Origin of the sequence: Stenotrophomonas sp. Marseille-Q5258 (assembly GCF_946900935.1) — a bacterium.
Classification (GTDB): domain Bacteria; phylum Pseudomonadota; class Gammaproteobacteria; order Xanthomonadales; family Xanthomonadaceae; genus Stenotrophomonas; species Stenotrophomonas nematodicola.
Genome location: NZ_CAMPPN010000008.1, coordinates 74,421 through 98,615, shown reverse-complemented (window position 1 = coordinate 98,615; position 24,195 = coordinate 74,421). Strand labels below are relative to the sequence as shown.

General features: G+C 67.0%; 23 protein-coding genes and 1 pseudogene. 8 read left to right on the top strand and 16 right to left on the bottom strand.

Annotated elements, in window-relative coordinates; genetic code table 11:
* Nucleotides 1-72: 72 nt before the first annotated feature.
* The 10 genes from OC534_RS06410 to OC534_RS06365 form a co-directional block, all read right to left on the bottom strand.
* Nucleotides 73-678, bottom strand: a complete 606-nt coding sequence (locus OC534_RS06410) for a hypothetical protein (protein WP_154081106.1) — start codon at nucleotides 676-678, stop codon at nucleotides 73-75.
* 107 nt (nucleotides 679-785) lie between these two features.
* A complete protein-coding gene (locus OC534_RS06405) occupies nucleotides 786-2,987 on the bottom strand; it encodes a hypothetical protein (RefSeq protein WP_051008556.1) in 2,202 nt (733 codons plus the stop codon).
* 51 nt (nucleotides 2,988-3,038) lie between these two features.
* The gene (locus OC534_RS06400) at nucleotides 3,039-3,467 is read right to left on the bottom strand and encodes a GtrA family protein (protein WP_017354704.1); all 429 of its coding nucleotides are present in this window, start codon (nucleotides 3,465-3,467) and stop codon (nucleotides 3,039-3,041) included.
* On the bottom strand, nucleotides 3,454-4,386 hold the full coding sequence (locus tag OC534_RS06395) for a WxcM-like domain-containing protein (protein WP_017354703.1): 933 nt from the start codon (nucleotides 4,384-4,386) through the stop codon (nucleotides 3,454-3,456). The genes OC534_RS06400 and OC534_RS06395 overlap by 14 nt, the downstream gene beginning before the upstream one ends.
* Nucleotides 4,383-5,351, bottom strand: a complete 969-nt coding sequence (locus OC534_RS06390; protein WP_017354702.1) for a glycosyltransferase family 2 protein — start codon at nucleotides 5,349-5,351, stop codon at nucleotides 4,383-4,385. The genes OC534_RS06395 and OC534_RS06390 overlap by 4 nt, the downstream gene beginning before the upstream one ends.
* Nucleotides 5,336-6,439, bottom strand: coding sequence for a DegT/DnrJ/EryC1/StrS family aminotransferase (locus tag OC534_RS06385; RefSeq protein WP_153164927.1), 1,104 nt, complete (start codon nucleotides 6,437-6,439; stop codon nucleotides 5,336-5,338). Before OC534_RS06385 ends, OC534_RS06390 begins: the two co-directional genes overlap by 16 nt.
* A gap of 43 nt (nucleotides 6,440-6,482) precedes the next feature.
* Nucleotides 6,483-7,889, bottom strand: coding sequence for a mannose-1-phosphate guanylyltransferase/mannose-6-phosphate isomerase (locus OC534_RS06380; protein WP_262071575.1), 1,407 nt, complete (start codon nucleotides 7,887-7,889; stop codon nucleotides 6,483-6,485).
* A 15-nt stretch (nucleotides 7,890-7,904) separates the two neighbouring features.
* Nucleotides 7,905-9,263 carry a phosphomannomutase/phosphoglucomutase gene (locus OC534_RS06375; RefSeq protein WP_017354699.1) on the bottom strand — a complete coding sequence of 453 codons (1,359 nt, stop codon included), beginning with the start codon at nucleotides 9,261-9,263 and terminating at the stop codon, nucleotides 7,905-7,907.
* Nucleotides 9,264-9,410: 147 nt separating this feature from the next.
* Entirely contained in the window at nucleotides 9,411-10,349 is a 939-nt protein-coding gene (locus OC534_RS06370; protein WP_136003583.1) for an electron transfer flavoprotein subunit alpha/FixB family protein, read from the bottom strand.
* On the bottom strand, nucleotides 10,349-11,095 hold the full coding sequence (locus OC534_RS06365; RefSeq protein WP_017354697.1) for an electron transfer flavoprotein subunit beta/FixA family protein: 747 nt from the start codon (nucleotides 11,093-11,095) through the stop codon (nucleotides 10,349-10,351). Before OC534_RS06365 ends, OC534_RS06370 begins: the two co-directional genes overlap by 1 nt.
* Nucleotides 11,096-11,358: 263 nt before the next feature.
* On the opposite strand from OC534_RS06365, the gene rfbB reads away from it, so the two are divergent.
* From rfbB to OC534_RS06330, 7 genes are all read left to right on the top strand, one after another.
* A complete protein-coding gene (rfbB, locus tag OC534_RS06360; protein WP_166472594.1) occupies nucleotides 11,359-12,414 on the top strand; it encodes a dTDP-glucose 4,6-dehydratase in 1,056 nt (351 codons plus the stop codon).
* A 32-nt stretch (nucleotides 12,415-12,446) separates the two neighbouring features.
* Nucleotides 12,447-13,334 carry a glucose-1-phosphate thymidylyltransferase RfbA gene (gene rfbA, locus OC534_RS06355; protein ID WP_017354695.1) on the top strand — a complete coding sequence of 296 codons (888 nt, stop codon included), beginning with the start codon at nucleotides 12,447-12,449 and terminating at the stop codon, nucleotides 13,332-13,334.
* Nucleotides 13,331-13,888, top strand: coding sequence for a dTDP-4-dehydrorhamnose 3,5-epimerase (gene rfbC, locus OC534_RS06350; RefSeq protein ID WP_153164926.1), 558 nt, complete (start codon nucleotides 13,331-13,333; stop codon nucleotides 13,886-13,888). The genes rfbA and rfbC overlap by 4 nt, the downstream gene beginning before the upstream one ends.
* Nucleotides 13,885-14,784: a dTDP-4-dehydrorhamnose reductase gene (gene rfbD / locus OC534_RS06345; protein ID WP_017354693.1), complete on the top strand. Its 900-nt coding sequence runs from the start codon at nucleotides 13,885-13,887 to the stop codon at nucleotides 14,782-14,784. The genes rfbC and rfbD overlap by 4 nt, the downstream gene beginning before the upstream one ends.
* Before the next feature lie 76 nt (nucleotides 14,785-14,860).
* Nucleotides 14,861-15,595 carry a CoA transferase subunit A gene (locus OC534_RS06340; protein WP_017354692.1) on the top strand — a complete coding sequence of 245 codons (735 nt, stop codon included), beginning with the start codon at nucleotides 14,861-14,863 and terminating at the stop codon, nucleotides 15,593-15,595.
* A gap of 1 nt (nucleotide 15,596) precedes the next feature.
* Nucleotides 15,597-16,229 carry a CoA transferase subunit B gene (locus tag OC534_RS06335; RefSeq protein ID WP_136003595.1) on the top strand — a complete coding sequence of 211 codons (633 nt, stop codon included), beginning with the start codon at nucleotides 15,597-15,599 and terminating at the stop codon, nucleotides 16,227-16,229.
* Nucleotides 16,230-16,290: 61 nt separating this feature from the next.
* Entirely contained in the window at nucleotides 16,291-16,872 is a 582-nt protein-coding gene (locus OC534_RS06330; RefSeq protein WP_136003597.1) for an alpha-ketoglutarate-dependent dioxygenase AlkB, read from the top strand.
* Nucleotides 16,873-16,908: 36 nt separating this feature from the next.
* Here the strand turns inward: OC534_RS06330 and OC534_RS06325 are convergent, their stop codons facing one another.
* The 4 genes from OC534_RS06325 to OC534_RS06310 are packed head-to-tail and all read right to left on the bottom strand — an operon-like array spanning nucleotide 16,909 to nucleotide 20,467.
* On the bottom strand, nucleotides 16,909-17,541 hold the full coding sequence (locus tag OC534_RS06325) for an ABC-type transport auxiliary lipoprotein family protein (RefSeq protein WP_017354689.1): 633 nt from the start codon (nucleotides 17,539-17,541) through the stop codon (nucleotides 16,909-16,911).
* Nucleotides 17,538-18,464, bottom strand: a complete 927-nt coding sequence (locus OC534_RS06320) for an MlaD family protein (RefSeq protein ID WP_017354688.1) — start codon at nucleotides 18,462-18,464, stop codon at nucleotides 17,538-17,540. Before OC534_RS06320 ends, OC534_RS06325 begins: the two co-directional genes overlap by 4 nt.
* Nucleotides 18,465-18,493: 29 nt before the next feature.
* Entirely contained in the window at nucleotides 18,494-19,351 is an 858-nt protein-coding gene (locus OC534_RS06315) for an ABC transporter ATP-binding protein (protein WP_017354687.1), read from the bottom strand.
* Between the two features lie 3 nt (nucleotides 19,352-19,354).
* A complete protein-coding gene (locus tag OC534_RS06310; RefSeq protein WP_017354686.1) occupies nucleotides 19,355-20,467 on the bottom strand; it encodes an ABC transporter permease in 1,113 nt (370 codons plus the stop codon).
* A gap of 149 nt (nucleotides 20,468-20,616) precedes the next feature.
* On the opposite strand from OC534_RS06310, the gene OC534_RS06305 reads away from it, so the two are divergent.
* Nucleotides 20,617-21,876, top strand: a complete 1,260-nt coding sequence (locus tag OC534_RS06305) for a threonine/serine exporter family protein (RefSeq protein ID WP_017354685.1) — start codon at nucleotides 20,617-20,619, stop codon at nucleotides 21,874-21,876.
* 75 nt (nucleotides 21,877-21,951) lie between these two features.
* Here the strand turns inward: OC534_RS06305 and OC534_RS06300 are convergent.
* Nucleotides 21,952-22,323: pseudogene (locus OC534_RS06300) on the bottom strand (H-NS histone family protein); the annotation flags it as partial.
* Between the two features lie 152 nt (nucleotides 22,324-22,475).
* Complete coding sequence (locus OC534_RS06295; RefSeq protein ID WP_262071574.1) at nucleotides 22,476-24,167, bottom strand: proline--tRNA ligase; 1,692 nt, start codon at nucleotides 24,165-24,167, stop codon at nucleotides 22,476-22,478.
* Nucleotides 24,168-24,195 lie beyond the last annotated feature (28 nt).

The following is a 24,195-nucleotide window of genomic DNA, read 5'->3' as shown; positions in this document are numbered from 1 at the left end:
GCGGTCCTGACATGAAAACGCCCCGGAGCGCAGCGCGCTGCCGGGGCGTTTTTTCAAGCGTTTACCGCAAAATTACGGGGTAGCTGCCGTGATCGGCGCACCCTTGTCGTCGCACAGGCCCTTGCCGTCGGCGCAGCGCGCGAACGGGCCCAGCACCAGCACCGGCTGCTGGAAGTTGAAGCCGAACCATGCAACGGCTTCCTGCAGCAGTTCAACCTGCAGCTTGTTGCCGACCAGCAGGGCTGCCGGCACGGAGGCCTTCAGTTCCTGCGACTGGCCGACCTGCAGATCGCCATTCAGCACGGCGCGACCGATGTCCTGGCCACGCTTGCCTTCCGGGTTGGCCGGGTCCGGCACCAGCTGCAGCACGCCGGCGGACACATTCTGGCCGCCGTTGGCCGGCAGCGCGACCTTGCCGTTGTTGGTGACCTTGAAGGCCACGGTCAGGGTGTCGTCAGCCGCGTTGTAGGTGGCCTGACCCACCTGTTCGATGGCGATCGAGACTTCTTCCTGGGTCAGCGGCTTGTTCTGGCTGGCCGCCGCCGCCGGCGCGTCTGCCGGAGCAGCAGCCTGTTCAGCCGCCGCCGGCGCTTCGCTTTCGTTGGAGGAACAGGCCGCCAGTGCGAAGGTGGAGGCAAGAATCAGGGGGAATGCAAACCTGCGGTACTGTGTATTCATGAAATGCTCGATGAGCTGTTGGATTGAAGTGGTCGGATCCATCGACGGCAATCCTTCCAGGGCGTGGAATGGTGGACATGCAACCGGGCGAATGATACAGCGCCGGATCAGTTCGCGGGAGAGGGGGGCACGGGGTCCAGAGACACCCAGTCGATGAGGAAACTCAGGGGGGTGGGGTCGCGGGTCACCGGGCTGTCGAAGGCGATCACATTGGTGCCGATCTTCAGCGCGTCGGCTGGAACCTCGGCGCTCAGCGTGCTGGCGTCCTTCCACGTCACTGCGATCAGATGGTCATTGACGCGCAGCTTGATCGACTCCGGCGTGGTCGGCGGCACGATCTGCAGGACACGGGCCGTCAGCGTATACGGGCGGGCGTCCGGCAGCAGGTCGAACTGCAGGGTCGCTTCCGGGAGGGTCTTCCAGGCGGCCGAGCGCCAGACCGGCAGGGTGTGGTTGGCAATCGTCCAGCGGCCGGCGATCCAGCCCGACCCACGGGTCGGCTGCTCCATGCTCCACCACCGACCGAAGTCCCAGCGGAAGCGGTCGCTGGCGCGCTCGGTACGGAACTGCTCGAAGGCCAGCGGCCAGGGCTGACGGCGCAGGATGTTGCGGTAGCGTTCGGCCACGCTGGAGTGGCCGGTTTCGAGCAAGCGCCGGTAGTTCTCCAGCGCCTCCGGGGAAGCGCTGGACGTGGTGGTGCCGTCCGCCTCCAGGGTGACCACTACGGCGGCACCGCGCTTGATCTGGCGGGTCGCTGCCGGGGTGCCCGGGGCACTCACCAGCGGCGCCTCGGTCAGGTTCCAGCCGTCCTCGGTTGCTTCGCAGGTACCCAGCCGTCCCTCCACGTTGGGGAACTGCCAGACGTTGCCAGACGGGCTGCAGATGATCGGCCGCTCGATCGGGCGGTCGTACAGATAGGTCAGTGCCATCACCATCCCCTCGCGGACCATCCAGACGTCGTTGAGCTGGTCGCGCTTGTCGATGATGACCAGGGTCTGGTCGAGCCGGGGCGGGGGCACGTTCCCGACGATGTCGCCGAGCAGGGTCTGCTGCGTGGCCGACAGGCGTCGGTAATGGTCGAACTGGAACATCTGGGCGGCAAAGGCGACCACCAGGGCAGCCGCCGTCACGACCACGCCCAGCCCCCAGCTGCGGCGGGTGAGGGCGATCAGCACGCCGACGCACAGAAGGGCGCCACCGGGTGCTGCCCCCAGGAAGGTACGCTGGGAAATCTCCAGGTGCGGCAGGGACGCGGCGAAGGGCAGGTAGCCCAGGCCGATCATCACCAGACCGGTGATCCCCAGGCGTACCACCGAGGTGGACGGCGTGGCGATGTCGGCCAGGGCATTCTCGCCCGGCAGGGCCCGGCTGCTGCGCCAGACGGTGTAACCGACCAGGACCGCGCACAGAGCCAGATAGAGGTGGGTGCGGTACTCGAACCAGGTGATGGCCAGGGCATCCAGCCAACCGCCGACGAGGGTGCGACCGAAGCCGATTCCCACCACGCGCTGAAGGCGGTCCACCACGTCGATCTGCATGGCGGTTCCCACCAGGCTGGCCTGGTAGGTTTCACCGCTGCCCTTGGCGTACAGCACGTAGGCGACGTTGACCAGAATGCCGGCGATCCAGGCAGCGCTGACGATGCGGTGTCCGTTGACCTTGGCCAGAGCGCCGCGCACACCGAAGCGCGCGTACAGCAGCAGCAGCGGAACGACGACGAAGGTCAGCGCGGCCTCATAGGCGAACGTGGCGAGGACGGCGCAGGGAACCGCCAGCAGCATCGCAATGGCACGCTGCCAGGGCTTCTGCAGGGTGTAACCGAACGCGCACAGGGCCACGGCAAGCAGCGACAGCGAGATCGACCAGTCGATATGGAAGGAGCGGAACGAGAGCTGCATCGTGTCGGCGGGGTAGAACACCACCAGCAGCCCGAGCACCGCCGCCCAGCGACGCGAATGGGTCAGCCACCAACCCATCAGGCCGGCGCCGATACCCTTGAGCAGCAGCGAGCCCATCAACAGCGCGTGCCAATAGGCGAACGAGTTGGGATCGAGCAGGTAGCCGATCGCATGCGGAGCCACGGTCAGGGGACGCAGCCGGTGCGGAGCCAGCGGGCCGTCGGGGCTCACCCAGATGAAGGGCTCGCGCAGCGTGAACAGCGCAAGCACGTCCCATTCTTCGATAAGGCCGGTGATGCTGAAGCCAAAGGGCAACCACAGCAGCGCGACCATGATCGCGCACGGCAGGACAAGGAAGCTCCAGCGGCGGAACAGCGCGGTGGATGGGGAAGGCGGGGTGTTCAGGCTCATGGACGGACTCGATGCCGGGCAGACGGAGGATGACTCCGCGCTGCGATGCGGTTAGCGATCCGGACGCTGCAGAAGCGCACGGGTCAGCAGGAAGGAAACAGGAAGCGTGACGACGATGGAAATGATGGGACCCAGTGCGGCCGGGACGTGGAAGTAGCCCACCGTCACCTTGAGCGTGAGCGCACCCAGTACATAGACAACGGCGTAGATCAGCGGGAACGCCGCGAACTTCAGCCAGCTGTGCCGGGCCTTGAACACATAGCGCGTGTTCAAGGCGTAGCTGAGTACGATGCCGGCGCAGTAGCTGATCAGGTACGCCGCCTGGTAATGCATGAACCGCAGCAGCACCCAGTACAGCACCAGGGTGGCGCCCGTGTTGAGGGCGCCACCGACCAGGAAACGCAGCGCCAGCACGTGCAGCGGCGGGCGTTGCGGTCCGGTCGGCAGACCGCCGGGAGCGCCGGTATCAACCTGCGGCATGTGCCAGCGACTTGAAGCTGGCGTAGTCGCGGATGTACTCGTCCGAATCGTAGGGTTCGGACGCGAACACCAGCAGTACGGCATCCTTGGAGTACTTGTACTGGGTACCCCAGATCATCGGCGGCAGGTGAATGCCCTGGCTGGGCGAATTCAATTCGACATCGATGCGGCGGGTACCGTCATCGGCCAGCACACGCACCGACCCCGACACGCAGACCAGGAACTGGTGGCAACGCTTGTGCGCGTGCTCGCCGCGGGTTTCCTGGGTGGGCACGCCGTACACCAGGAAGTAGCGCTTGGCTGCGAACGGCAGGAAGGAATCGAAATCACCGACCGACAACGAGCCGCGGATGTCCACGTAGCTCGGCATGGTGTACAGCTTGACGCCCGGTACGGCGGTTTCGGCGATGCCCTGCGGTGCGTTGATCTGCGGCGCGTGCGCGGCGCCGTCCTTGTCGCTGACGTAGCCGACGATGCGCCCGGGATTGCCGACCACGATCGCATTCGGGGGGACCGAACGGGTCACCACCGCCCCGGCACCGATCATCGCGCCGCTGCCGATGGTGGTGCCCGCCAGGATCGTGGCGTTGGCACCAATCGACGCGCCGGCTTCCACCACGGTGCCCAGGAACTGGTCGGGGTAGACCTTGCTGCGCGGGAACAGGTCATTGGTGAAGGTGGCATTGGGGCCGACGAACACGTCGTCACCCAGGCGCACGCCGTTCCACAGCTGGACACCGCACTTGATGGTGACGCGGTCGCCGACCACCACGTCCGATTCGACAAAGACGCCGTCGCAGATGTTGCAGTCGCTGCCCAGGCGCGCGCCCGGCAGTACATGGGCGAAGGCCCAGATCCGGGTGCCGTCGCCGATCTGGTCGCTCTCGCACAGGGCGTTGGGATGAACGAAATGACTCACGTGACTTCCTTCTCGAAGGTCTCGACCGATTGGGTGATCGACAGGGGACGCGCCTTGGTGTTCTCAAACGCATGCCAGGCGTAGGTGCCGACAATGCCGAGGCCCAAAGAATTGAGGGCGCCGAAGAACAGGACCGTCAGGATGGTGCCGGCATAGCCGGGCACGGTGACCAGGCCGGACAGCTTGGCTGCCACCACCAGTACGCCGAGCAGCACGGTGAACACCAGCGCCAGCAGGCCCAGTGCCGTGAGCATCCGCACCGGCAGATCGGTAAAGGCGAATACGCTGTCGGACAGGTAGCGCAGCTTCTTGCTCAGCGTCCACGCGCTCTTGCCGTGCTGGCGTTCGCGGCGCTGATACGGGACGAACTCGCGCTTGCCCCCGAGCCAGAACAGCTGTGCCAGCAGGCTGGAATGCGATTCGTTGAGCAGCAGCAGGCGCTCGCGGAAATCCGCGCTTACCGCGAAGATGTCCACGCCGCCCTTCGGAATATCCTTGATGACCAACCGGCGGTACAGCGCCCAGAAGGCGGTGGACGCCAGCTTGGAGCCCATCGGGTCCTGCCGTGCCTCGCGGATGCCGAAGGCGACATCGTAGTGGTCGGCGGCGTAGCGCTTCCAGAAGTTGATCACCAGATCCGGCGGCTCCTGCAGATCGGCCGCCATCACTGCGGTCACGTCGGCCCGGCTCTGCTGCAGGCCGGTACGGATGGCCGGGAACGCGCCGAAGTTGCGGGTCAGGTTGACCAGCTGGGCGCGGAACGCGCACTGCGGCAGTTTCTCGCGCAGCAGCGCATGGCTGCGATCCGGACTGCCGTCGACCACGAAGATGGCTTCGAAGTCGCCGTCCACCGACCGGGAGATGTGATCGACCGCCTGCAGCAGGTCGTCGATCGACCCCTCGTTGCGGTAGATCGGGACGACCAGCCCAAGCGATGGCGCCGCGCGGCTCAGAACCGGTTGCATGCGGCGATGACCTGGTCGGCTTCTTCGTCGGTCAGTTCCGGGAAGCAGGGCAGGGTGAGCACGCGCTCGGCATCGGCTTCGGTGGCAGGCAGCCGCACGGCATCGAACGCGCCGGCATGGCACGGCTGGCGGTGGTCGCACAGCGGATAGTGGATCTCTGTCTGCACGCCGGCCGCCTGCAGGTGGCTGCGCAGGGCATCGCGATCATCGGTGCGCACCACGTACAGGTGGGCCACGTTGTCCTCGCCCACCGGCGCTGCCACCTGGATGCGCGGGTTGCGGATGCCAGCGGCATAGCGGTTGGCGATGTCGCGGCGGCGCGCATTCCACGCATCCAGGTGCGGCAGCATCGCGCGCAGCATCGCCGCCTGGATTTCGTCCAGTCGGCTGTTGCGGCCACCGCGCAGGCTGTTGGTGTACTTGGCCGACCAGCCGTACTGGCGCAGCTGTGCGGCAGTCTGGGCCAGTGCAGCGTCATTGCTGACAATCGCGCCGCCGTCGCCCAGTGCACCCAGGTTCTTGGTCGGGTAGAAGCTGAAGCTGGCGATGTCGCCGAAGCTGCCGGCGCGCGTCTGGTTGCGCGTGGCGCCATGTGCCTGGGCGCAGTCTTCCACTACCTTGATGCCACGCGCGTGGCACAGTGCCACGATCGCCTCGATATCGGCCAGCTGACCGTACAGGTGGGTGACGATGACCGCCTTCGGCGCAGCGCCGTCGTCCAGCGCTGCCTGCAGGCACGCCACCGACATCACGCCGGTGGTTGCCTCGGTGTCGATGAACAGCGGCGTTGCGCCGCAGGCCAGGACGGCCGACGTGCCGTACATCGCCGCGTTGGCGACCACGCCGACCGTGTCACCCTCGGTCACGCCAAGGGCACGCAGGGACAGTTCCAGCGCATCGGTACCGTTGGCCACGCTGACGCAGTGCGCGGCGCCGCAATACGCGGCGAACTCCTGCTCGAAGGCCTTGACGTTCGGGCCGAGCACGTAATAACCGCTCGCGATGATCTGTCCCGCGATGGCGCCCAACTGCTCCTGCAGGGGGGCGATATGCCGTGACAGGGAGTTGACGGGAATCTGGGTGGTCATGGATGTTGGCTGCAAGAAAAGAGGGAAGGGGCGGGCGATGGCCTTACTGGGCGCGACCGTACTGGTCTTCGAACCGCACGATGTCGTCCTCGCCGAGATAGCTGCCCGACTGCACCTCGATCAGCTCAAGCGGCAGCTTGCCCGGATTCTTGAGGCGATGGGTCACGCCGAGCGGGATGTAGGTGCTCTGGTTCTCGGTGAGCAGGATCACCTCGTCGCCGCGGGTGACCTCGGCAGTGCCGCTGACCACGATCCAGTGCTCGGCGCGGTGGTGGTGCATCTGCAGGCTCAGCGTGGCACCGGGCTTGACCGTGATGCGCTTGACCTGGAAACGGGCGCCGTTGTCGATGGAGTCGTACGCACCCCACGGGCGGTAGACCTTGCGGTGCGCAGCGGCTTCGCTGCGGCCGTCGCGCTTGATCTGGCCGACGATTTCCTTGACGTCCTGCACGCGGTCCTTGTGGCCCACGAATACGGCGTCGTCGGTCTCCACGACCACCACATCTTCCAGCCCGACCATCGCGATCAGGCGGGTGCCGTAGGCATAGCTGTTGCGGCAGTCCAGCGCGATGACGTCGCCGTGGCAGGCATTGCCGTCGGCGTCCTTGTCTGACACGTCCCACAGCGCCGACCAGGAGCCCACGTCATTCCAGCCGGCATCCAGCGGAACCACGGCGGCATCGGCGGTCTTCTCCATCACCGCATAGTCGATCGAATCGTTGGGGCTGGCCGCGAAGGCTTCGGCATCCAGGCGGATGAAGTCGCTGTCACGCGAGGCCTTGTCCAGCGCGGCGCGGCAGGCCGCCAGCATGGCCGGCTGCAGCGCCTCCAGCTCCTGCAGGTAACGGGATGCCTTGAACAGGAACATGCCGCTGTTCCAGTAGTACTCGCCGGAGCTGACGTACTGCTGGGCGGTCTCCAGGTTCGGCTTCTCGACGAAGCGGTCGACGCCGCGCACGCCTTCGCCGGCGTGGGCCTTGATGTAGCCATAGCCGGTTTCCGGGGCCGTCGGCACGATGCCGAAGGTGACCAGCTTGCCGGCATCAGCGGCCACAGCCGCCTGCTTGACCGCCGCGTGGAAGGCGGCATCGTTGCGGACCACATGGTCGGACGGCAGCACCAGCAGCAGCGCGTCCTCACCGCCGGCCAGCACCTGCAGCGCGGCGATGGCGATCGCCGGTGCGGTGTTGCGCCCGATCGGTTCGAGAATCAGCGCCTGCGGCACCACGCTGCATTCGCGCAGCTGTTCGGCGGCCATGAAACGGTGTTCCTGGTTGGCCACCACGATCGGCGCCCTGCCGGCGATGGCGGCCACGCGGTTCCAGGTGGCCTGCAGCATCGTGACATCGCCCACCAGCGGCAGGAACTGTTTCGGGTATGCCTCGCGCGAGAGCGGCCAGAGGCGGGTACCGGAGCCACCGGAAAGGATGACGGGGAGAATGGGCAACATGGAGATCGTCCTGAATCAGTGTTGGGGGGCTTGTCCGCCGATCAGAGCGGTGAGCTCTTCGGTCCGGGCGCGCAGCAGCGCGGCATCGCCACGGGTCTCGACGTTCAGCCGCAGAAGCGGTTCGGTATTGGAGCTGCGCAGGTTGAAACGCCAGGTGGCGAATTCGACGCTGACCCCATCGGTGTGATCCAGTTCGGGCGCCTGGTCCGCATAGTGGGCCAGCACGCGGGCGGTCGCGGCCTTGGCGTCGTCGACGCGGAAGTTGATCTCGCCGCTGCAGGGGAAGGCCTGCATGCGATCGGCGACCAGGTCGCCAAGCGACGTGCCGGTCTGCGAGACCAGTTCGGCGATCAGCAGCCACGGAATCATGCCGGAGTCGCAGTAGGCGAAGTCGCGGAAGTAATGGTGCGCGCTCATCTCGCCACCGTAGATGGCATCTTCGGCGCGCATGCGCTCCTTGATGAACGCGTGGCCGGTTTTGCTCATGATCGGCACGCCACCGGCCTGTTCGACCATTTCAACCGTGTTCCAGGTCAGGCGCGGGTCGTGGATGATCTTGCCGCCCGGCCGGCGCTTGAGCAGTGCCACGGCCAGCAGGCCGACCAGGTAGTAGCCCTCGATGAATGCGCCGGTGCTGTCGAAGAAGAAGCAACGGTCGAAATCGCCGTCCCAGGCAATGCCGAAATCGGCGCCGTGGGCGCGCACCGCATCGGCCGTGGCGGCGCGGTTTTCCGGCAGCAGCGGGTTGGGGATGCCGTTGGGGAACGTGCCGTCGGGCTCATGCTGGATGCGGATGAACTCGAACGGCAGGTGCGGTGCCAGTTCGTCGATCACCAGACCGGCACCGCCGTTGCCGGCGTTGACCACGATCTTCAACGGCTTCAGCGCGGCCACATCGACATAGCCCAGCAGGTGCTGGATGTAGGCGGTTTTGTCGGTATCGCTGCGCACCACACCCTCCCCCGAGGGCAGCGGTGCATCACCGGCGGCAAAGTCGCGCACGTCGAACAGGCCGGTGTCGCCGCTGATCGGGCGCGCGTGTTCACGCACCAGCTTCATGCCGTTGTAGCCCATCGGGTTGTGGCTGGCGGTGACCATCACGCCGCCGGCGGCCTGGCGGTGGAAGGTCTGGAAATAGACCTCCTCGGTACCGCACAGCCCGATGTCGATCACATCACGGCCTGCACCGGTGAATCCTTTTTCCAGGGCAGCCTGCAGCTCCGGGCTGCTCAGGCGGATGTCGCGTCCCAGGACGACAGGCCCCGGTCCCAGCAGGGACGCGGTGCCGGCGCCAATGCGCTCGGCGAGGGCCACGTCCAGTTCTTCCGGAACGCGGCCGCGGATGTCGTATGCCTTGAAACAGGGGAGCGTCATCAATGCAGTCCTTACGGGGGTGACCGCCGATTATAGCGACAGCGTTCTGAGGAACGGGTCGCTTTTTCGAGCGGAGGGCCTTCCAGGGCCAGAGAATGAAAGGGCCGCGACACCCTCTGGTGGCGCGGCCCAGGCGTCACACAGCGCTTACAGCGCCGCTTCGAGCTCAGGCAGCAACGTGAACAGGTCCCCGACCAGACCGATGTCGGCGATCTCGAAGATCGGCGAATCCGGGTCCTTGTTGATGGCCACGATGGTGCCGGCATCCTTGATGCCGGTCAGGTGCTGGATGGCGCCGCTGATGCCCACGGCCACGTACAGCTCCGGCGAGATGATCTTGCCGGTCTGGCCGACCTGCAGGTCGCTGGGGACATAGCCGGCATCCACCGCCGCACGCGATGCGCCGACGGCGGCGCCGAGCTTGTCGGCCAGCTGGAAGATGACCTTGAAGTTCTCTTCCGAACCGACGCCGCGGCCGCCGGAGACCACGCGCCTGGCGCTCTGCAGGTCCGGTCGGTCGGTGGCGCCCGCGGCCAGCCCGATGAAGCGGGTGTGGGTCGGCAGGGCCGCGTCCACGCTGGCCGCTTCAACGGCGGCGCTGCCGCCCTTGGCCGCTTCCGGCCAGGACGCGGCGCGCACGGTGGCAACCACGATCTGGTCGGCCGGCACGTCCACCGTGATGATCGCATTGCCGGCATAGATCGGGCGCTTGAAGCTGTGGCTGCCTTCGACGGTCATCAGGTCGGAGACCTGGTTGACGCCGAGCAGGGCGGCCACGCAGGGCATCAGGTCCTTGCCGAAGGTGGTCGACGGCCCGAACACATGCGTGTAGCCGGTGGCCAGCTGTGCGATCTGCGGTGCCAGCACCTGGGCCAGGGCCTGGGCATTGGCGGCGTTGGCCACGGTCAGTACCTTGGCCACACCGGCCAGTTCGGCGGCCTGGGCGGCCACAGCCGCCGGGTCGGCCGCCAGCACGACCACGTCGATGCTGGCGCCGCTGATGGCGGCCGCAGCGCTGACCGTCTTGGCGGTGGCGGCGTTGAGCTTGCCGTCATGGTGTTCGGCAACAACGAGGATCTTGGTCATTACAGCAACCCCTTCTGCTTGAGTGCGGCGACCAGTTCGGCCGCGTCCTTGACCATCACGCCCTTGCTGCGCTTGACCGGCGCGGCGTAGTGGGTGGTGTTGAAGGTGTCGGCGGCGTCCACGCCCAGATCGGCCAGCTGCAGGGTTTCCAGCGGCTTGGCCTTGGCCTTCATGATGTCGGGCAGCTTGATGAAGCGCGGCTCGTTCAGGCGCAGATCGGTGGTGACCACGGCCGGCAGGTCCACTTCCAGCGTCTCCAGACCGGCGTCGACTTCACGGGTGACCGTGGCCTTGCCGTCGGCGATGTCCAGCTTGCTGGCGAAGGTCGCCTGCGGGCGGCCCCACAGCGTGGCCAGCATCTGGCCGGTCTGGTTGGCATCGTCGTCGATCGCCTGCTTGCCGAGGATCACCAGGTCCGGCTGTTCCTTCTCGACCAGCTTGAGCAGGGTGCGCGCGGCGGTCAGCGGCTGGATGGCCTGGTCGGTGACCACGTGGACGGCCCGGTTGGCGCCCATCGCCAGACCGTTGCGCAGGTGGGCCTGGGCATCGGCCGGTGCGATGGTGGCGACCACCACCTCGGTGGCGATGCCCTTGTCGCGCAGGCGCAGCGCTTCTTCCAGGGCGATCTCGTCAAAGGGGTTGGGCGACAGCTTGACGCCGTCGGTGACCACGCCGGAACCGTCCGGCTTGACCTGAATGCGGACGTTGTAGTCCACCACGCGCTTGTACGCGACGAGGATTTTCATCTGGTGCGGGATCCTTCAATAACGGGGGAACGTCCGGTCCTTGGAACAGCAACCGGTTCGGGGGTGGGACCTGGATTCTAACTGCCTGCGCGGCACCATGCGAATGCGTATGGTGATGCCGCAATGCAGCAGAAACGGGCGCCAGCGCGGGGGGCGTTCACCTCCGGCAGGCAGTCGTGAAGGCGGGTGCGATGTATGCTGTGCCGCTGTGCCGGGGCGGCCCACCTACCCGCCCGGGACGTAACCGAACAGGAGAACGGGTAGTGCCCACTTGGCTTGTAACTGGCGGAGCCGGCTTCATTGGCGGTAATTTTGTACTGGAGGCGGTTGCCAACGGCGTGCGCGTCATCAATCTCGATGCGCTGACCTACGCGGGCAACCTCAAGACCCTGTCCTCGCTGGAAGGCAATGCCAACCACGTGTTTGTCGAGGGCGACATCGGTGACCGGGCGCTGGTGACCCGTCTGCTGGCGGAGCATCGGCCCGACGCGGTGCTGAACTTCGCGGCCGAAAGCCATGTGGACCGGTCCATCGATGGTCCGGGCGCGTTCATCCAGACCAACGTAGTCGGCACGCTGGGATTGCTGGAAGCGGTGCGGGACTACTGGAAGGCGCTGCCGCCAGAGCAGGGCGCGGCATTCCGTTTCCTGCACGTGTCCACCGATGAGGTGTACGGCACCCTGGGCGAGACGGGCAAGTTCAGCGAAACCACCCCGTATGCGCCGAACTCGCCGTACTCGGCGTCCAAGGCGGCGTCGGACCACCTGGTGCGTGCGTTCCACCACACCTACGGGTTGCCGGTGCTGACCACCAACTGCTCCAACAACTACGGCCCGTACCACTTCCCCGAGAAGCTCATCCCGCTGGTGATCGCCAAGGCGCTGGCCGGCGAGCCCCTGCCGGTGTATGGCGACGGCAGGCAGGTGCGCGACTGGCTGTTCGTGTCCGACCACTGCGAAGCGATCCGCACCGTGCTGGCCAAGGGCCAGGTCGGGGAGACCTACAACGTGGGCGGCAACTCCGAGAAGGAGAACATCGAGGTGGTGCATGCGATCTGCGCGCTGCTCGATGCGCGTCGTCCGCGCGAGGACGGCCAGCCGCGCAGCAGCCAGGTCACCTACGTGGCCGACCGCCCCGGCCATGACCGTCGTTATGCGATCGATGCCTCCAAGCTGAAGGATCAGTTGGGCTGGGAGCCCAAGTACACCTTCGAGCAGGGCATCGCCTTGACCGTGGACTGGTATCTGGACAACCAGGCATGGGTCAACGGCGTGCTCGACGGCAGCTACCGCCTGCAGCGCATCGGCACCGCCGCCTGACCGGCGGCGACCACCAGACACAGGACAACCGCATGACGCAACGCAAGGGCATCATTCTCGCCGGTGGCTCAGGCACCCGCCTCTATCCGATCACCAAGGGCGTCAGCAAGCAGCTGCTCCCGGTGTACGACAAGCCGATGATCTACTACCCGCTCAGCGTGCTGATGCTGACGGGCATCCGCGATGTGCTGATCATCAACACCCCGCACGAGCAGGCGTTGTTCCAGGCGTTGCTGGGGGATGGTTCGCAGTGGGGCATGAACATCGAGTACGCCGTGCAGCCGAGCCCGGACGGGCTGGCGCAGGCGTACCTGATCGGCCGCGACTTCATCGGCGGCAAGCCGAGCTGCCTGGTGCTGGGCGACAACATTTTCCACGGTCACGGCCTGCGGCAGATGCTGCGCAACGCCGACGAACGGCAGAACGGCGCAACGGTGTTCGGCTACTGGGTCAATGACCCGGAGCGCTATGGCGTGGCCGAATTCGACAGCGCCGGCAAGGTCGTGGATCTGGTGGAGAAGCCGAGCCAGCCGCGTTCCAACTACGCGGTCACCGGCCTGTACTTCTACGACGGCAATGCCAGCGACTATGCCGCCGACCTCAAGCCGTCGCCGCGCGGCGAGCTGGAGATCACCGATCTCAACCAGCGCTACCTGCGCGAAGGCCAGTTGCACCTGGAAGCGCTCGGCCGCGGGTATGCCTGGCTGGATACCGGTACGCACCAGTCCTTGCTGGAGGCGTCCAACTTCATTGAAACCATCCAGACCCGACAGGGCCTGCAGGTGTGCTGCCCGGAAGAAATCGCGTTCGGTCAGGGCTGGATCAATGCCGAGCAGCTGGAAGCGCTGGCCGCGCCGTTGATCAAGAACGGTTACGGCCAGTACCTGCACAAGCTGGTGCAGCGAGGAACGGTGCCGTGAAAATCATCGACACCTTGCTTCCGGGCTGCAAGGTAATCGAGCCGAGTGTGTTCGGCGATGACCGCGGGTTCTTCTTCGAGACCTGGAATGCCGAGCGCTTTGCCGCGCACGACCTTCCGGGCGGTTTCGTCCAGAGCAATGTGTCCTCCTCGTCGAAGGGGGTCCTGCGCGGCCTGCATTACCAGTGGCCGCGCCCGCAGGGAAAACTGGTGACGGTGCTGCAGGGCGAGGTGTATGACGTGGCAGTCGACATCCGCCGCGGCTCGCCCACGTTCGGCCGCTGGGAGGCGTTCATTCTCAGCGGCGAGAACCGCCGCCAGCTGTGGATTCCGCCGGGGTTCGCGCATGGCTTTGCGGTGTTGTCCGAGACGGCCCTGTTCAACTACCTGTGCACCGACGTGTACGTCAAAGAGGCCGATGCGGCCATCCGCTGGAATGATGCCGACCTCGCCGTCGACTGGCCGATCAGCGCCCCGTCGCTGTCGGCCAAGGATGAGCAGGCCCCGTTCCTGGCGGACATCGACCCCGACCGGCTGCCGGTCTACACGGCATGACCGCGCTGGTGCTGGGCGGCAATGGCCAGCTCGGGCAGGAACTGCTGCGCGCGCTGGCGCCGTCCGGACCGCTGACCGCCACCACCCGCAGCGGCCGGCTCGCCGACGGCACGGTGTGCGAGGTGGCTGATCTGGATCGACCGGCATCGCTGCCGGTGATGCTCGACCGCCTGCGGCCCTCCGTGGTGGTCAATGCGGCCGCGTACACGGCTGTCGACCGGGCGGAGCAGGAGCCGGACGCCGCGCGCCGGGCGAACACCGAGGCCCCTGCGGCCATCGCACGCTGGTGCGCACGGCACGACGTGCCGTTTGTGCACTACTCGACCGACTACGTCTTCGATGGGCGCTCACGCGTGCCGTATCGGGAGGACGCGCCCACCGCGCCGCTCAACGTATACGGCACCACCAAGCGCGACGGCGAAGACGCCATCCGTGCCGCCGGCGGCCGCCATCTGATCTTCCGCACCGCCTGGGTATACGCCCCGCACGGCACCAATTTTCTGCGCACGATGCTGCGGGTGGGCGCCGAGCGTGATGTGTTGCGCGTGGTCGCCGACCAGATCGGCACACCCACGCCGGCAGCCCTGATCGCCGATGTCACCGCGCACGCGCTGCGACATCCCGGTGGCCTGTCCGGCACGTGGCACCTGACGGCCACGGGCGACACCAGCTGGCATGGATTTGCCGAAGCGATCTTCGCGGCGGCGGTGGCCCGAGGCGTGTTGTCGCGTGCACCGCGGGTGGAGGCGATCACCACCGCCGAGTACCCCACGCCTGCGCTCCGGCCTGCCTGCTCGCACCTTGATGTGACGCGCCTGCAGGCCGACTTCGGCCTTGCTCTGCCGACCTGGCAGGACGGCCTTGCGCAGGTGATGGCGCAGTTCCCCGCGCGCTGAACGCGCTGCAGCGCGGCAGGGAAAACAGCGTCCAGCCGCTACAATGCGCGCTTACATCAACGAGGTGAGGGCGTAGATGAGCAAGTCCCCGGACACCGCCACGCGGCGTGGCAAGCAGTACGCCAGCGCCGCCGAGGCACTGCAGGGCGTGATCGCCGATGGCCAGACCCTGGCGGTGGGTGGTTTCGGCCTGTGCGGCATTCCCGAGGCGCTGATCGCAGCGCTGCGCGACACCGGGGCCAAGGGCCTGACGGTGATCTCCAACAATGCCGGCGTGGATGGCTTCGGCCTGGGCCAGCTGCTGGAAACGCGCCAGATCCAGAAAATGATCTCGTCCTACGTGGGTGAGAACAAGGAATTCGAGCGTCAGTTCCTGGCCGGTGAGCTGGAACTGGAGTTCAACCCGCAGGGCACCCTGGCCGAGCGCCTGCGCGCCGGCGGCGCGGGCATTCCCGCGTTCTTCACCGCCACCGGCTACGGCACCGTGGTAGCCGAGGGCAAGGAAACCCGCGAGTTCGACGGCAAGCACTACGTGATGGAAACCGCGCTGCGCGCCGACGTGGCGCTGGTCAAGGCGTGGAAGGCCGACGAAGCCGGCAACCTGGTGTTCCGCAAGACCGCGCGCAACTTCAACCCGGCCTGCGCGATGGCCGGCAGGCTGTGCATCGTCGAGGTGGAGGAGGTGGTGCCGGTGGGCAGCATCGATCCGGACCAGGTCCACCTGCCCGGCATCTACGTGCACCGCATCGTGCACAACCCGCATCCCGAGAAGCGTATCGAACAGCGCACCATCCGTGCGGAGGGCAACTGACATGGCATGGACCCGCGATGAAATGGCGGCACGCGCCGCCCGCGAACTGACCGACGGCGCCTATGTGAATCTGGGCATCGGCCTGCCGACCCTGGTGGCCAACCATATTCCCGACGGCGTGGATGTGTGGTTGCAGTCCGAAAACGGCCTGCTCGGCATCGGCCCGTTCCCGACCGAAGACGAGGTCGATGCCGACCTGATCAATGCCGGCAAGCAGACCGTCACCGCCCGTGCCGGCGCCAGCTACTTCGGCAGCCACGACAGCTTCGCGATGATCCGCGGCGGCCACATCAACCTGGCCATCCTGGGCGCGATGCAGGTCACCGACAAGGGGGACCTGGCCAACTGGATGGTGCCCGGCAAGATGGTCAAGGGCATGGGCGGTGCGATGGACCTGGTGGCCGGCGTGCAGCGCGTGGTGGTGCTGATGGAGCACACCGCCAGGAACGGCGAGCACAAAATCCTGCCCGACTGCACCCTGCCGCTGACCGGCGTGGGCGTGGTCGACCGCATCATCACCGATCTGGCCGTGTTCGACGTCACCGACAGCGGCCTGGTGCTGGTGGAAGCCGCCCCTGGCGTGGGCATGGACGAACTGAAGGAAAAAACCGGCGTGGCGTTCGTCCAGGCCTGAGCGGACCGGAGGCGCATCGCAGCGTCCCGTCCGCGGGCGCTGCGGCAGCCCTGAGGAGTGCATGGATCTCCACCTTCCCGATGCCCGGGTGCACTGGCACCGCCACTGGCTGGCGGCCCCGGAGGCCGACGCGTTGCAGCGGCAGCTGCGCGAGGACGTGCCGTGGGAGGTACACCGCATCCGCCTGTTCGGGCGGCAGGTTGATTCGCCGCGGCTGAGCTGCTGGATGGGCGACCCCGCAGCGCGCTACCGCTATTCCGGCACGGACTTCGTGCCGGTGCCCTGGCATGCGGCGCTGCTGCCGCTGCGCGAGCGGCTCGCCGCGCTGTGCGGGACCGCGTTCAACAGTGTGCTGCTCAACCGCTACCGCGATGGCGACGACGGCATGGGCTGGCACAGCGACAACGAAGCCGAGCTGGGTCCGGCCCCGCTGATCGCCTCACTCAGCCTGGGGGCCGAGCGGCGTTTCCTGCTGCGCCGTCGCGACGACCACGCCCGCAAGGCCGAGGTGACGCTGGGCCACGGCGATCTGCTGTTGATGGGGGGGCAGACGCAGCGTCATTACCAGCATGCGCTGCCCAAGACCGCGCGGCCGCTGGCCGAGCGCATCAACCTGACTTTCCGCTGGATCGCGCCTTCCTGACAGCGGTGTGGCGATGTAGTGACGCACCGCCCGATGTCACTTCTGGTGATCGGCCTGGCCGGTGGTCAACGTCCAGCCGACGACCTCGGTGGTGAAGGCCTGCAGGCTCTGCTCGATGGCCTGGGCGACATCGGCCACCGCCGTGCTGCCAACCGGACGCTCCTGGCGGAAGGTGCGGTCGGCCACCACCCGCTGGTCCACCACATGGATCAGTTTGGCGTTGATCTCCAGCAGCGCGGTCGGGGTGGCCTGGCCGCGGTAGTCGGCCTCGAAGCGGCGCACGTCCAGGGCCAGCTTGTAGTCGGCGCGGATGCCGGTGGTGGCGCGCGCCACGCCGCCGATCCGGCCGGAATCCTCGAAGCCGCGTACCAGCGCGTCGTCGACCATGTCGGTGGCCGGCTGCGCCCAGCTCACGCCCTTGTACACCTCCAGCTCGGAGGGCGAGGGGCGTACGTTGATGCGCGGGCTGTCGACCACGCGCGCGGCGGTGGGCTTGACCAGGATCAGCTGCCAGTCCACGCGCGGCCACGCCGGATCGGGCTGGATGCGTACCACCGGCGAATAGATGGTCACGGCGCTGCGCTCGCTGCTGCCCAGCAGCGAGCAGCCGCCCAGCAGGGTCGTCAGAGCGATCGGCAACAGGGTGCGGAGCAGGGTCGGGCGGCTCATTTGGGTTCGAACTCCTTGGGCGCGTCGTGGCCCAGCAGATAGCGTGCCGGATTGTTGTCCAGGCGGTCGCTGACCCGGCGCAGGTCGCGGATCAGCCCACGCAGCTCGGTCAGGGTCGGGCCAAGCTGGGCCAGGCCGTCGTTGGCGAAGCTGTTGATCGCGGCGCGGTTCTCGCCGAGGATCGAATCGGCGTTGCCGGCGGCCGAATCCAGCTTGGTCAGCGTGGTTTCCAGCTTGTCCAGGATCGGCGGCAGCTGCTGCACCAGATTGGTGTCCAGGCGCTGGATGGTGCCGTTGGTGGTCTTGAGCGTGGTGTCCAGGCTGCGCGCGGCGTCGCGCGCGCTGAGCAGCAGCGCCTGCGTGCCCTGGTCGCGGTCGGCCAGGCCGCCGCTGATGGTTTCCAGGTTGGCCAGCGTGGCGTTGATGCTGGCCACGTTGCGGTCGCTCAGCACCTGGTCCATGCGCTCGACGATGCGGTTGGCCACGTCGGTGATGTTCTGCAGCGCCGAGGGCGTGGTCGGAATGATCGGCGCCGGGTCCTTGTTGACCACCGTGAGCGGCTGCGCCTGGGGCGTGCCGCCGCTGAGCTGGATGATCGACGGCCCGGTCAGGCTGGTGATCGCCAGCTTGGCGCGGGTATCGGTCTTGACCGGCGTATTGGAGTTGAGCCGGATCCGTGCCACCACCTGGCGCGGGTCGTCGGGCACCAGGTTCAGTTCGGTGATCGAGCCGACTGCGATGCCGTTGTACTGCACCGGGCTGCCGACCGACAGGCCGGTCACGGCCTCACGGAACACCACCCGGTACTCGGTCCAGGTGCGGTCGGAGGAATACTTGGCGGCCCACAGGCCGAACGCCAGCAGCGCCAGTCCCACCACCAGGGTGAACGCGCCGATCAGTACGTAGTTGGCTTTGGTTTCCATGTGTCAGGTACCCGGAAAAATGCGGTTCATCAGGAGGTGGTCGCCGTCGCGTCGCGGTCGGAGGGCGGCGGCACGGCCGCGCGCGCGGCGCGGGCCCGTGGACCGTGGAAGTACTCCTGGATCCACGGATGGTCCAGCTGTTCGATCTCGTGCAGCGGGGCGTTGGCCACTACTCTGCGGTCGGCCAGCACCGCCACCCGGTCGCAGATGGCATACAGCGTGTCCAGGTCGTGCGTGATCAGGAACACGGTCAGACCCAGTGCTTCCTGCAGTGTTTTGATCAGGCGGTCGAAGGCGGCCGCGCCGATCGGGTCCAGACCGGCGGTGGGCTCGTCCAGGAACAGCAGCGGCGGATCCAGCGCCAGCGCACGGGCCAGGCCGGCACGTTTGCGCATGCCGCCGGACAGCTGCGAGGGCAGCTTGTTGATCGCATCGGCAGGCAGGCCGGCCAGCTTCACCTTCAGCAGCGCCAGTTCGTAGTGCCAGCGGTCGGGCAGTTCGCGATGGTGCTCCTTCAGCGGCACCTGCACGTTCTCGCCCACGGTCAGCGAGGAAAACAGCGCGCCATCCTGGAACAGCACGCCGGTGTTGCGTTCGATGTGCAGGCGATCGGCCGGATCGCCCGAACGCGCATCCACCCCGAGCACCTCGATACGGCCTTCGTCGGGCGCACGCAGGCCCAGAATGCTGCGCATCAGCACCGATTTGCCGGTGCCCGAGCCGCCGACCACGCCGAGGATCTCGCCGCGGCGCACGTCCAGATCCAGGCCGTCGTGCACCACCTGGCTGCCGAACCGGTTGGTGAGCCCGCGCACGCGGATGGCCAGGCCCGCGTCGTCGCAGACGGTGTCGTCGGGGGCCGGGGCGGGGGCAGGGACGGTGTGCATGGCTTACCAGCCCATCTTCATGAACCACAACGCGGCAAACGCGTCGAGGATGATCACCAGCGAGATGGCCTGCACCACGCTGGAGGTGGTGCGCTCGCCGACCGACTGCGCGGTGCCTTCCACTTTCAGGCCTTCCAGGCAGCCGATCAGGCCAATCACCAGCGCGAACACCGGCGCCTTGGACAGGCCCACCAGCATGTTGCGCACTTCCATCGTCTCGTGCATGCGTGCGATGTACATCTGCGGCGGAATATCCAGGTCGAACGCGCCCACGGTAATGCCGCCGGCCAGGCCGGCGGCCATCGCGATGAAGGTCAGCAGCGGCAGGGTGACCAGCAGCGCCACCAGGCGCGGCAGCACCAGCAGGTCGATCGGGTCCAGGCCGAGCGTCTTCATCGCGTCGATCTCCTCGCGCGCTTTCATGGCGCCGATCTGGGCGGTGAATGCGCTGGCAGTGCGGCCGGCCAGCACGATCGCGGTGAGCAGGACCGCAAATTCGCGCAGGAAGGCGATGCTGACCAGCTCCACTACGTAGATCTCCGCGCCGAAGTCGCGCAGGATCGTCGACCCGAGGAAAGCGATCACCGCGCCGACGAGGTAGGACAGCAGCGCCACCAGCGGCACCGCGTCCAGCCCGACCTGTTCCATCTGCGCCACCGTCGCCGTGAGCCGGAAGCGGCGCGGCTCCTTGAGCAGGCGGGCGCCCTTGACCAGGTTCTCGCCGAGGAAGCTGGCCAGCGCCACGATGTTGTGGCCCATGCCATGCACGCTGACGCCCAGGCGCTCCAGCGCGGCCAGCACGCCGAAGTCACGCTTGGCGCGCGGGCGGTCGTCGGCAACTTCCTCGATGGTGCACACCAGTGCCTGGTGTTCATCGCGGAAGACCAGCGCCTCCTCGGCCAGGTCGGCACGGTGCGCCACGCGCAGCACCTGCAGCACGCCGGCTGAATCGAGCTGGGTGATGCCGCTGGCATCGATGCCGGTCACCTTCTCCGGCGCGTCGCGCAGCACCTCGGCGGCCGCCAGCGCGGTGCGCAACGTCCATTGGCCGGACAACCGGATCAGGCCGGGGTCCTGGGCATCCTGCTCGAGATGGGGGGCTTGGGATGAAGTCATGGGGTCGTCCTGCGCGCAGCATACCTTGTCCGAGTGCAAGGCTAGAGCGCGTGATGCAGTGCGTGGACGTGCCGCAGTCCATGCGCGGTGCGGGGCTGCGGCGACGCCCGATGTTCTGCCCGGGCAAGGTTCAGGTAATACTACGACGCATGTCCGCCGATGCCGCCGCCATTCCCACCCCCCAAGCCACCTATGCACAACGGGTGGCGTTCGTCTCGGAGATCGCCGGGCGCCTGCACAGCTATGGCACCACCGCGCAGCGGCTGGAAGCGGCGGTGGTGGCGCTGGCGCAGCGACTGGACCTGGACTGTGAACCGTGGTCGAACCCGACCGGGCTGATCCTGAGTTTCAGCGACCCGACCAAGGCGATCGGCTCGTCGGACATCACCCGCGTGATCCGTCTGGCGCCGGGCGAAAACGATCTGCACAAACTCAGCATCGCCGACCAGATCACCGATGCGGTCGCCAACGGCACGATGAGCATCGCCCAGGGCCATACCGCTCTGCGCCAGCTCGACAAGGACCCCGGCCGGCGCGGCAAGATCCGCATGATCCTGTCCTACAGCCTTGGCGCGGCCGGCGTGGCCGGGCTGTGGAAACTGCCGTGGCTGGATATCGCCACCGCCGGCATGATCGGGCTGCTGATCGGCCTGATGACGCTGTACACCGATCGTCGCCCCGCCAGCCGCGAAGCCAGCGAGGCGCTGGCGGCGCTGCTGGCCGGCACCGTGGCCGCGCTGGTGGCCTCGTTCATCGGGCCGCTCAACCTCAATACCGTCATCATCGCCTCGCTGGTGGTCATGCTGCCCGGCATGTCGCTGACCAACGCGGTCAACGAACTGGCCAGCCAGCATTGGGTATCGGGTACCGCACGCTTTGCCGGCGCGATCACCACGATCCTGAAATTGACCGTGGGGGCGGTGATCGCGGTCACGCTGTCGGGCATCATCGGCCTGGAACCGCACGTGCGCGCTTCGCGTCCGCAGGCGGACTGGGTGGAGTGGAGCGCGCTGCTGCTGGCCGCGTTCGCCTTTGCGATGCTGTTCAAGGCCAACCGCCGCGATTATCCCTGGGTAATGGCCGCGTCGGTGGCCGGCTACGCCATTTCCAAGTTCGCCGGCCAGGCCTGGGGCCTGCCGGCCGGCATTTTCATGTCGGCGATGCTGATGACCGCAGCGGGCAATCTGTTCGGCCGGCTGGTGCAGCGCCCCGGCGCGATCATCCGGCTGCCCGGCATCATCATGCTGGTGCCGGGCAGCACCAGCCTGCGCGGCGTGCTCACCCTGGTGCAGCAGCAGGACATGAGCGCTGGCCAGACCGTGCTGATGACCGTGCTCAACGTGGTGATGGCGCTGGTGGCGGGGCTGCTGTTCGGCAATCTTCTGGTGCCGGCGCGCAAGAATCTCTGAACGGGCTTTGCCGAAGCGGAAAACAAAAACGCCGGCACAGGGCCGGCGTTTTCATTCGCGGACGGGCCGCGATTACTTCTTGATCAGGAAATCTTCCGGCTTCTTGCCCTTGGCGGTATGCGCGGCCAGCCAGCGCGGCTGCTTGCCACGGCCGGTCCAGGTTTCCTTCGGATTGGCCGGGTTGCGGTACTTCGGCGCCACCTTGCCCAGCTTGCGCACGGCCTTCTTGGCCGGTGACGTGGCCGCCTTGGCGGCACGACCCCGTGCCGGCGCGGTGCCACCGAACAGTTCTTCCACCGAATAACCCTGCGCCTTGGCGAGCTTGGTCAGCTGCGCGCGCACCTTGCTGATGGCCGGCCGCTTGGCGACGATGGTCTGCTGCTTCTTCGCATTCTTGATCAGTGCGCCCAGCTCTTTGGCGGACAGGCCGCTCAGGTCAATGCTCATTTACCACTCCGGAATGTATATAAGGACAGGGTGAGCCGGTCCTTGGCATCGACAACAGCATACATTCCCGGAAGTCCGCGGTACAAACCCCGGGGAATAATCAATCACATCGTAAAACAGGAAAGCCGGGATATTGTCCCGGCTTTCTGTCATCACGCGGTCAAGGTCGCCATCAGCGCCGCCCGGTCCAGGTGCTGCGCTTCGCTGGCGCGGCGTGCCCGGTATTCGTAGGTCCCTGCGGCAAGGCCGCGGTCGGAGACCACCACGCGGTGTGGAACGCCGATCAGTTCCATGTCGGCGAACATCGCCCCCGGGCGCAGGCCACGATCATCCAGTGCGGCATCCAGCCCGGCGGCCTGCAGCTCGGCGAGCAGTTCGGCAGCAGCGGCGGCGATGGTCTCGTCCTGCTTGGGGTTGATCACGCACACCACCACCTGCCACGGCGCCATCGCGTCGGGCCAGATAATGCCGGCGTCATCGTGGTTCTGCTCGATGGCGGCGGCGACGATGCGCGAGATACCCACGCCATAACAGCCCATCGCCATCACCGCGGCCTTGCCGTTCTCATCCAGCACGGTGGCGTTGAGCGCCTGCGCATACTGGCGGCCAAGCTGGAATACGTGACCCACCTCGATGCCGCGGGCGATTTTCAGCTCGCCACCATCGGCGGCACGGTCGCCTTCCTTCGCGTTGCGGATATCGGCCACTTCCGGTTCGGGCAGGTCGCGGCCCCAGTTGACGCCGGCGAGATGGGCACCGGTTTCATTGGCGCCGATCACGAAGTCGGCCAGGGCCGCGACGTCGCGGTCGGCGACGATGCGCACCGGCTGGGCCGGGCCGAGCGGCCCGAGGAAACCGGGCTCGCTGCCCAGGTGCGCGGCGATCTCCGCCTCGCTGGCCATGCGGTAGCCCTGCAGGCCGGCCACCTTGGCCAGCTTGATCTCGTTGACGTCGTGGTCGCCGCGCACCAGGGCCAGCACGAAGCCGGCCTCGCTCATGATCGCGATCGACTTGACCGTGCGCTCCAGGCCCAGGCCGAGCAGCGCGGCGACAGCCTCGCAGGTCTTCTGGGTGGGCGTATCGACCTTGCGCAGCGCTTCGCTGGCGGCCGGGCGCGGGCCCGGGGCGGCGGCCACGGCCGCTTCCATGTTGGCCGCGTAATCCGAGCCGGTGGAGAACACCAGCGCATCCTCGCCGGAGTCGGCGATGACGTGGAATTCCTGCGACGCGTCGCCGCCGATCGCGCCCGAATCGGCCTGCACCATGCGGAAATCCAGGCCCAAGCGGGTGAAGATGCGGCTGTAGGCCGCCTTCATGTTTTCGTACTCGCGCACCAGGCACTCATCGTGCAGGTGGAAGGAGTAAGCGTCCTTCATCAGGAACTCGCGCGAACGCATCACGCCGAAACGCGGGCGGATCTCATCGCGGAACTTGGTCTGGATCTGGTAGAAATTGACCGGCAGCTGCTTGTAGCTGGACAGCTCCTGGCGGGCGAAATCGGCCGCGGCCTCTTCGGCGGTGGGGCTGTAGCAGAACACCTGTTCCTTGCGGTCCTTGATCTTGAGCAGCTGCGGGCCGAACTTTTCCCACCGGCCGGTGGCTTCCCACAGTTCCTTGGGCTGGATGGTCGGGATCTGGAACTCGACGGCGCCGGCACGGTCCATTTCCTCGCGCACGATGCGTTCGACCTTGCGCAGCACGCGCAGGCCCAGCGGCGACCAGGTGTACAGCCCCGAGGCCAGCTTGCGGATCATGCCCGCGCGCAGCATCAGGCGGTGGCTGGTGAGCTCCGCGTCGCTGGGTGTTTCCTTGGTGGTGTGCAGGTGGAACTGGGAGAGGCGCATCGTCGGCTTCGCTGAACGGCGGAAAGCC

What these genes read in the sequence shown, in the direction of transcription:
- OC534_RS06410 (WP_154081106.1), bottom strand. Translation starts at nt 678, where the DNA reads ATGAATACACAGTACCGCAGGTTTGCATTCCCCCTGATTCTTGCCTCC.
- OC534_RS06405 (WP_051008556.1), bottom strand. Translation starts at nt 2,987, where the DNA reads ATGAGCCTGAACACCCCGCCTTCCCCATCCACCGCGCTGTTCCGCCGC.
- OC534_RS06400 (WP_017354704.1), bottom strand. Translation starts at nt 3,467, where the DNA reads ATGCCGCAGGTTGATACCGGCGCTCCCGGCGGTCTGCCGACCGGACCG.
- OC534_RS06390 (WP_017354702.1), bottom strand. Translation starts at nt 5,351, where the DNA reads ATGCAACCGGTTCTGAGCCGCGCGGCGCCATCGCTTGGGCTGGTCGTC.
- OC534_RS06385 (WP_153164927.1), bottom strand. Translation starts at nt 6,439, where the DNA reads ATGACCACCCAGATTCCCGTCAACTCCCTGTCACGGCATATCGCCCCC.
- OC534_RS06380 (WP_262071575.1), bottom strand. Translation starts at nt 7,889, where the DNA reads ATGTTGCCCATTCTCCCCGTCATCCTTTCCGGTGGCTCCGGTACCCGC.
- OC534_RS06375 (WP_017354699.1), bottom strand. Translation starts at nt 9,263, where the DNA reads ATGACGCTCCCCTGTTTCAAGGCATACGACATCCGCGGCCGCGTTCCG.
- OC534_RS06370 (WP_136003583.1), bottom strand. Translation starts at nt 10,349, where the DNA reads ATGACCAAGATCCTCGTTGTTGCCGAACACCATGACGGCAAGCTCAAC.
- OC534_RS06365 (WP_017354697.1), bottom strand. Translation starts at nt 11,095, where the DNA reads ATGAAAATCCTCGTCGCGTACAAGCGCGTGGTGGACTACAACGTCCGC.
- rfbA (WP_017354695.1), top strand. Translation starts at nt 12,447, where the DNA reads ATGACGCAACGCAAGGGCATCATTCTCGCCGGTGGCTCAGGCACCCGC.
- rfbD (WP_017354693.1), top strand. Translation starts at nt 13,885, where the DNA reads ATGACCGCGCTGGTGCTGGGCGGCAATGGCCAGCTCGGGCAGGAACTG.
- OC534_RS06340 (WP_017354692.1), top strand. Translation starts at nt 14,861, where the DNA reads ATGAGCAAGTCCCCGGACACCGCCACGCGGCGTGGCAAGCAGTACGCC.
- OC534_RS06335 (WP_136003595.1), top strand. Translation starts at nt 15,597, where the DNA reads ATGGCATGGACCCGCGATGAAATGGCGGCACGCGCCGCCCGCGAACTG.
- OC534_RS06330 (WP_136003597.1), top strand. Translation starts at nt 16,291, where the DNA reads ATGGATCTCCACCTTCCCGATGCCCGGGTGCACTGGCACCGCCACTGG.
- OC534_RS06325 (WP_017354689.1), bottom strand. Translation starts at nt 17,541, where the DNA reads ATGAGCCGCCCGACCCTGCTCCGCACCCTGTTGCCGATCGCTCTGACG.
- OC534_RS06320 (WP_017354688.1), bottom strand. Translation starts at nt 18,464, where the DNA reads ATGGAAACCAAAGCCAACTACGTACTGATCGGCGCGTTCACCCTGGTG.
- OC534_RS06315 (WP_017354687.1), bottom strand. Translation starts at nt 19,351, where the DNA reads ATGCACACCGTCCCTGCCCCCGCCCCGGCCCCCGACGACACCGTCTGC.
- OC534_RS06310 (WP_017354686.1), bottom strand. Translation starts at nt 20,467, where the DNA reads ATGACTTCATCCCAAGCCCCCCATCTCGAGCAGGATGCCCAGGACCCC.
- OC534_RS06305 (WP_017354685.1), top strand. Translation starts at nt 20,617, where the DNA reads ATGTCCGCCGATGCCGCCGCCATTCCCACCCCCCAAGCCACCTATGCA.
- OC534_RS06295 (WP_262071574.1), bottom strand. Translation starts at nt 24,167, where the DNA reads ATGCGCCTCTCCCAGTTCCACCTGCACACCACCAAGGAAACACCCAGC.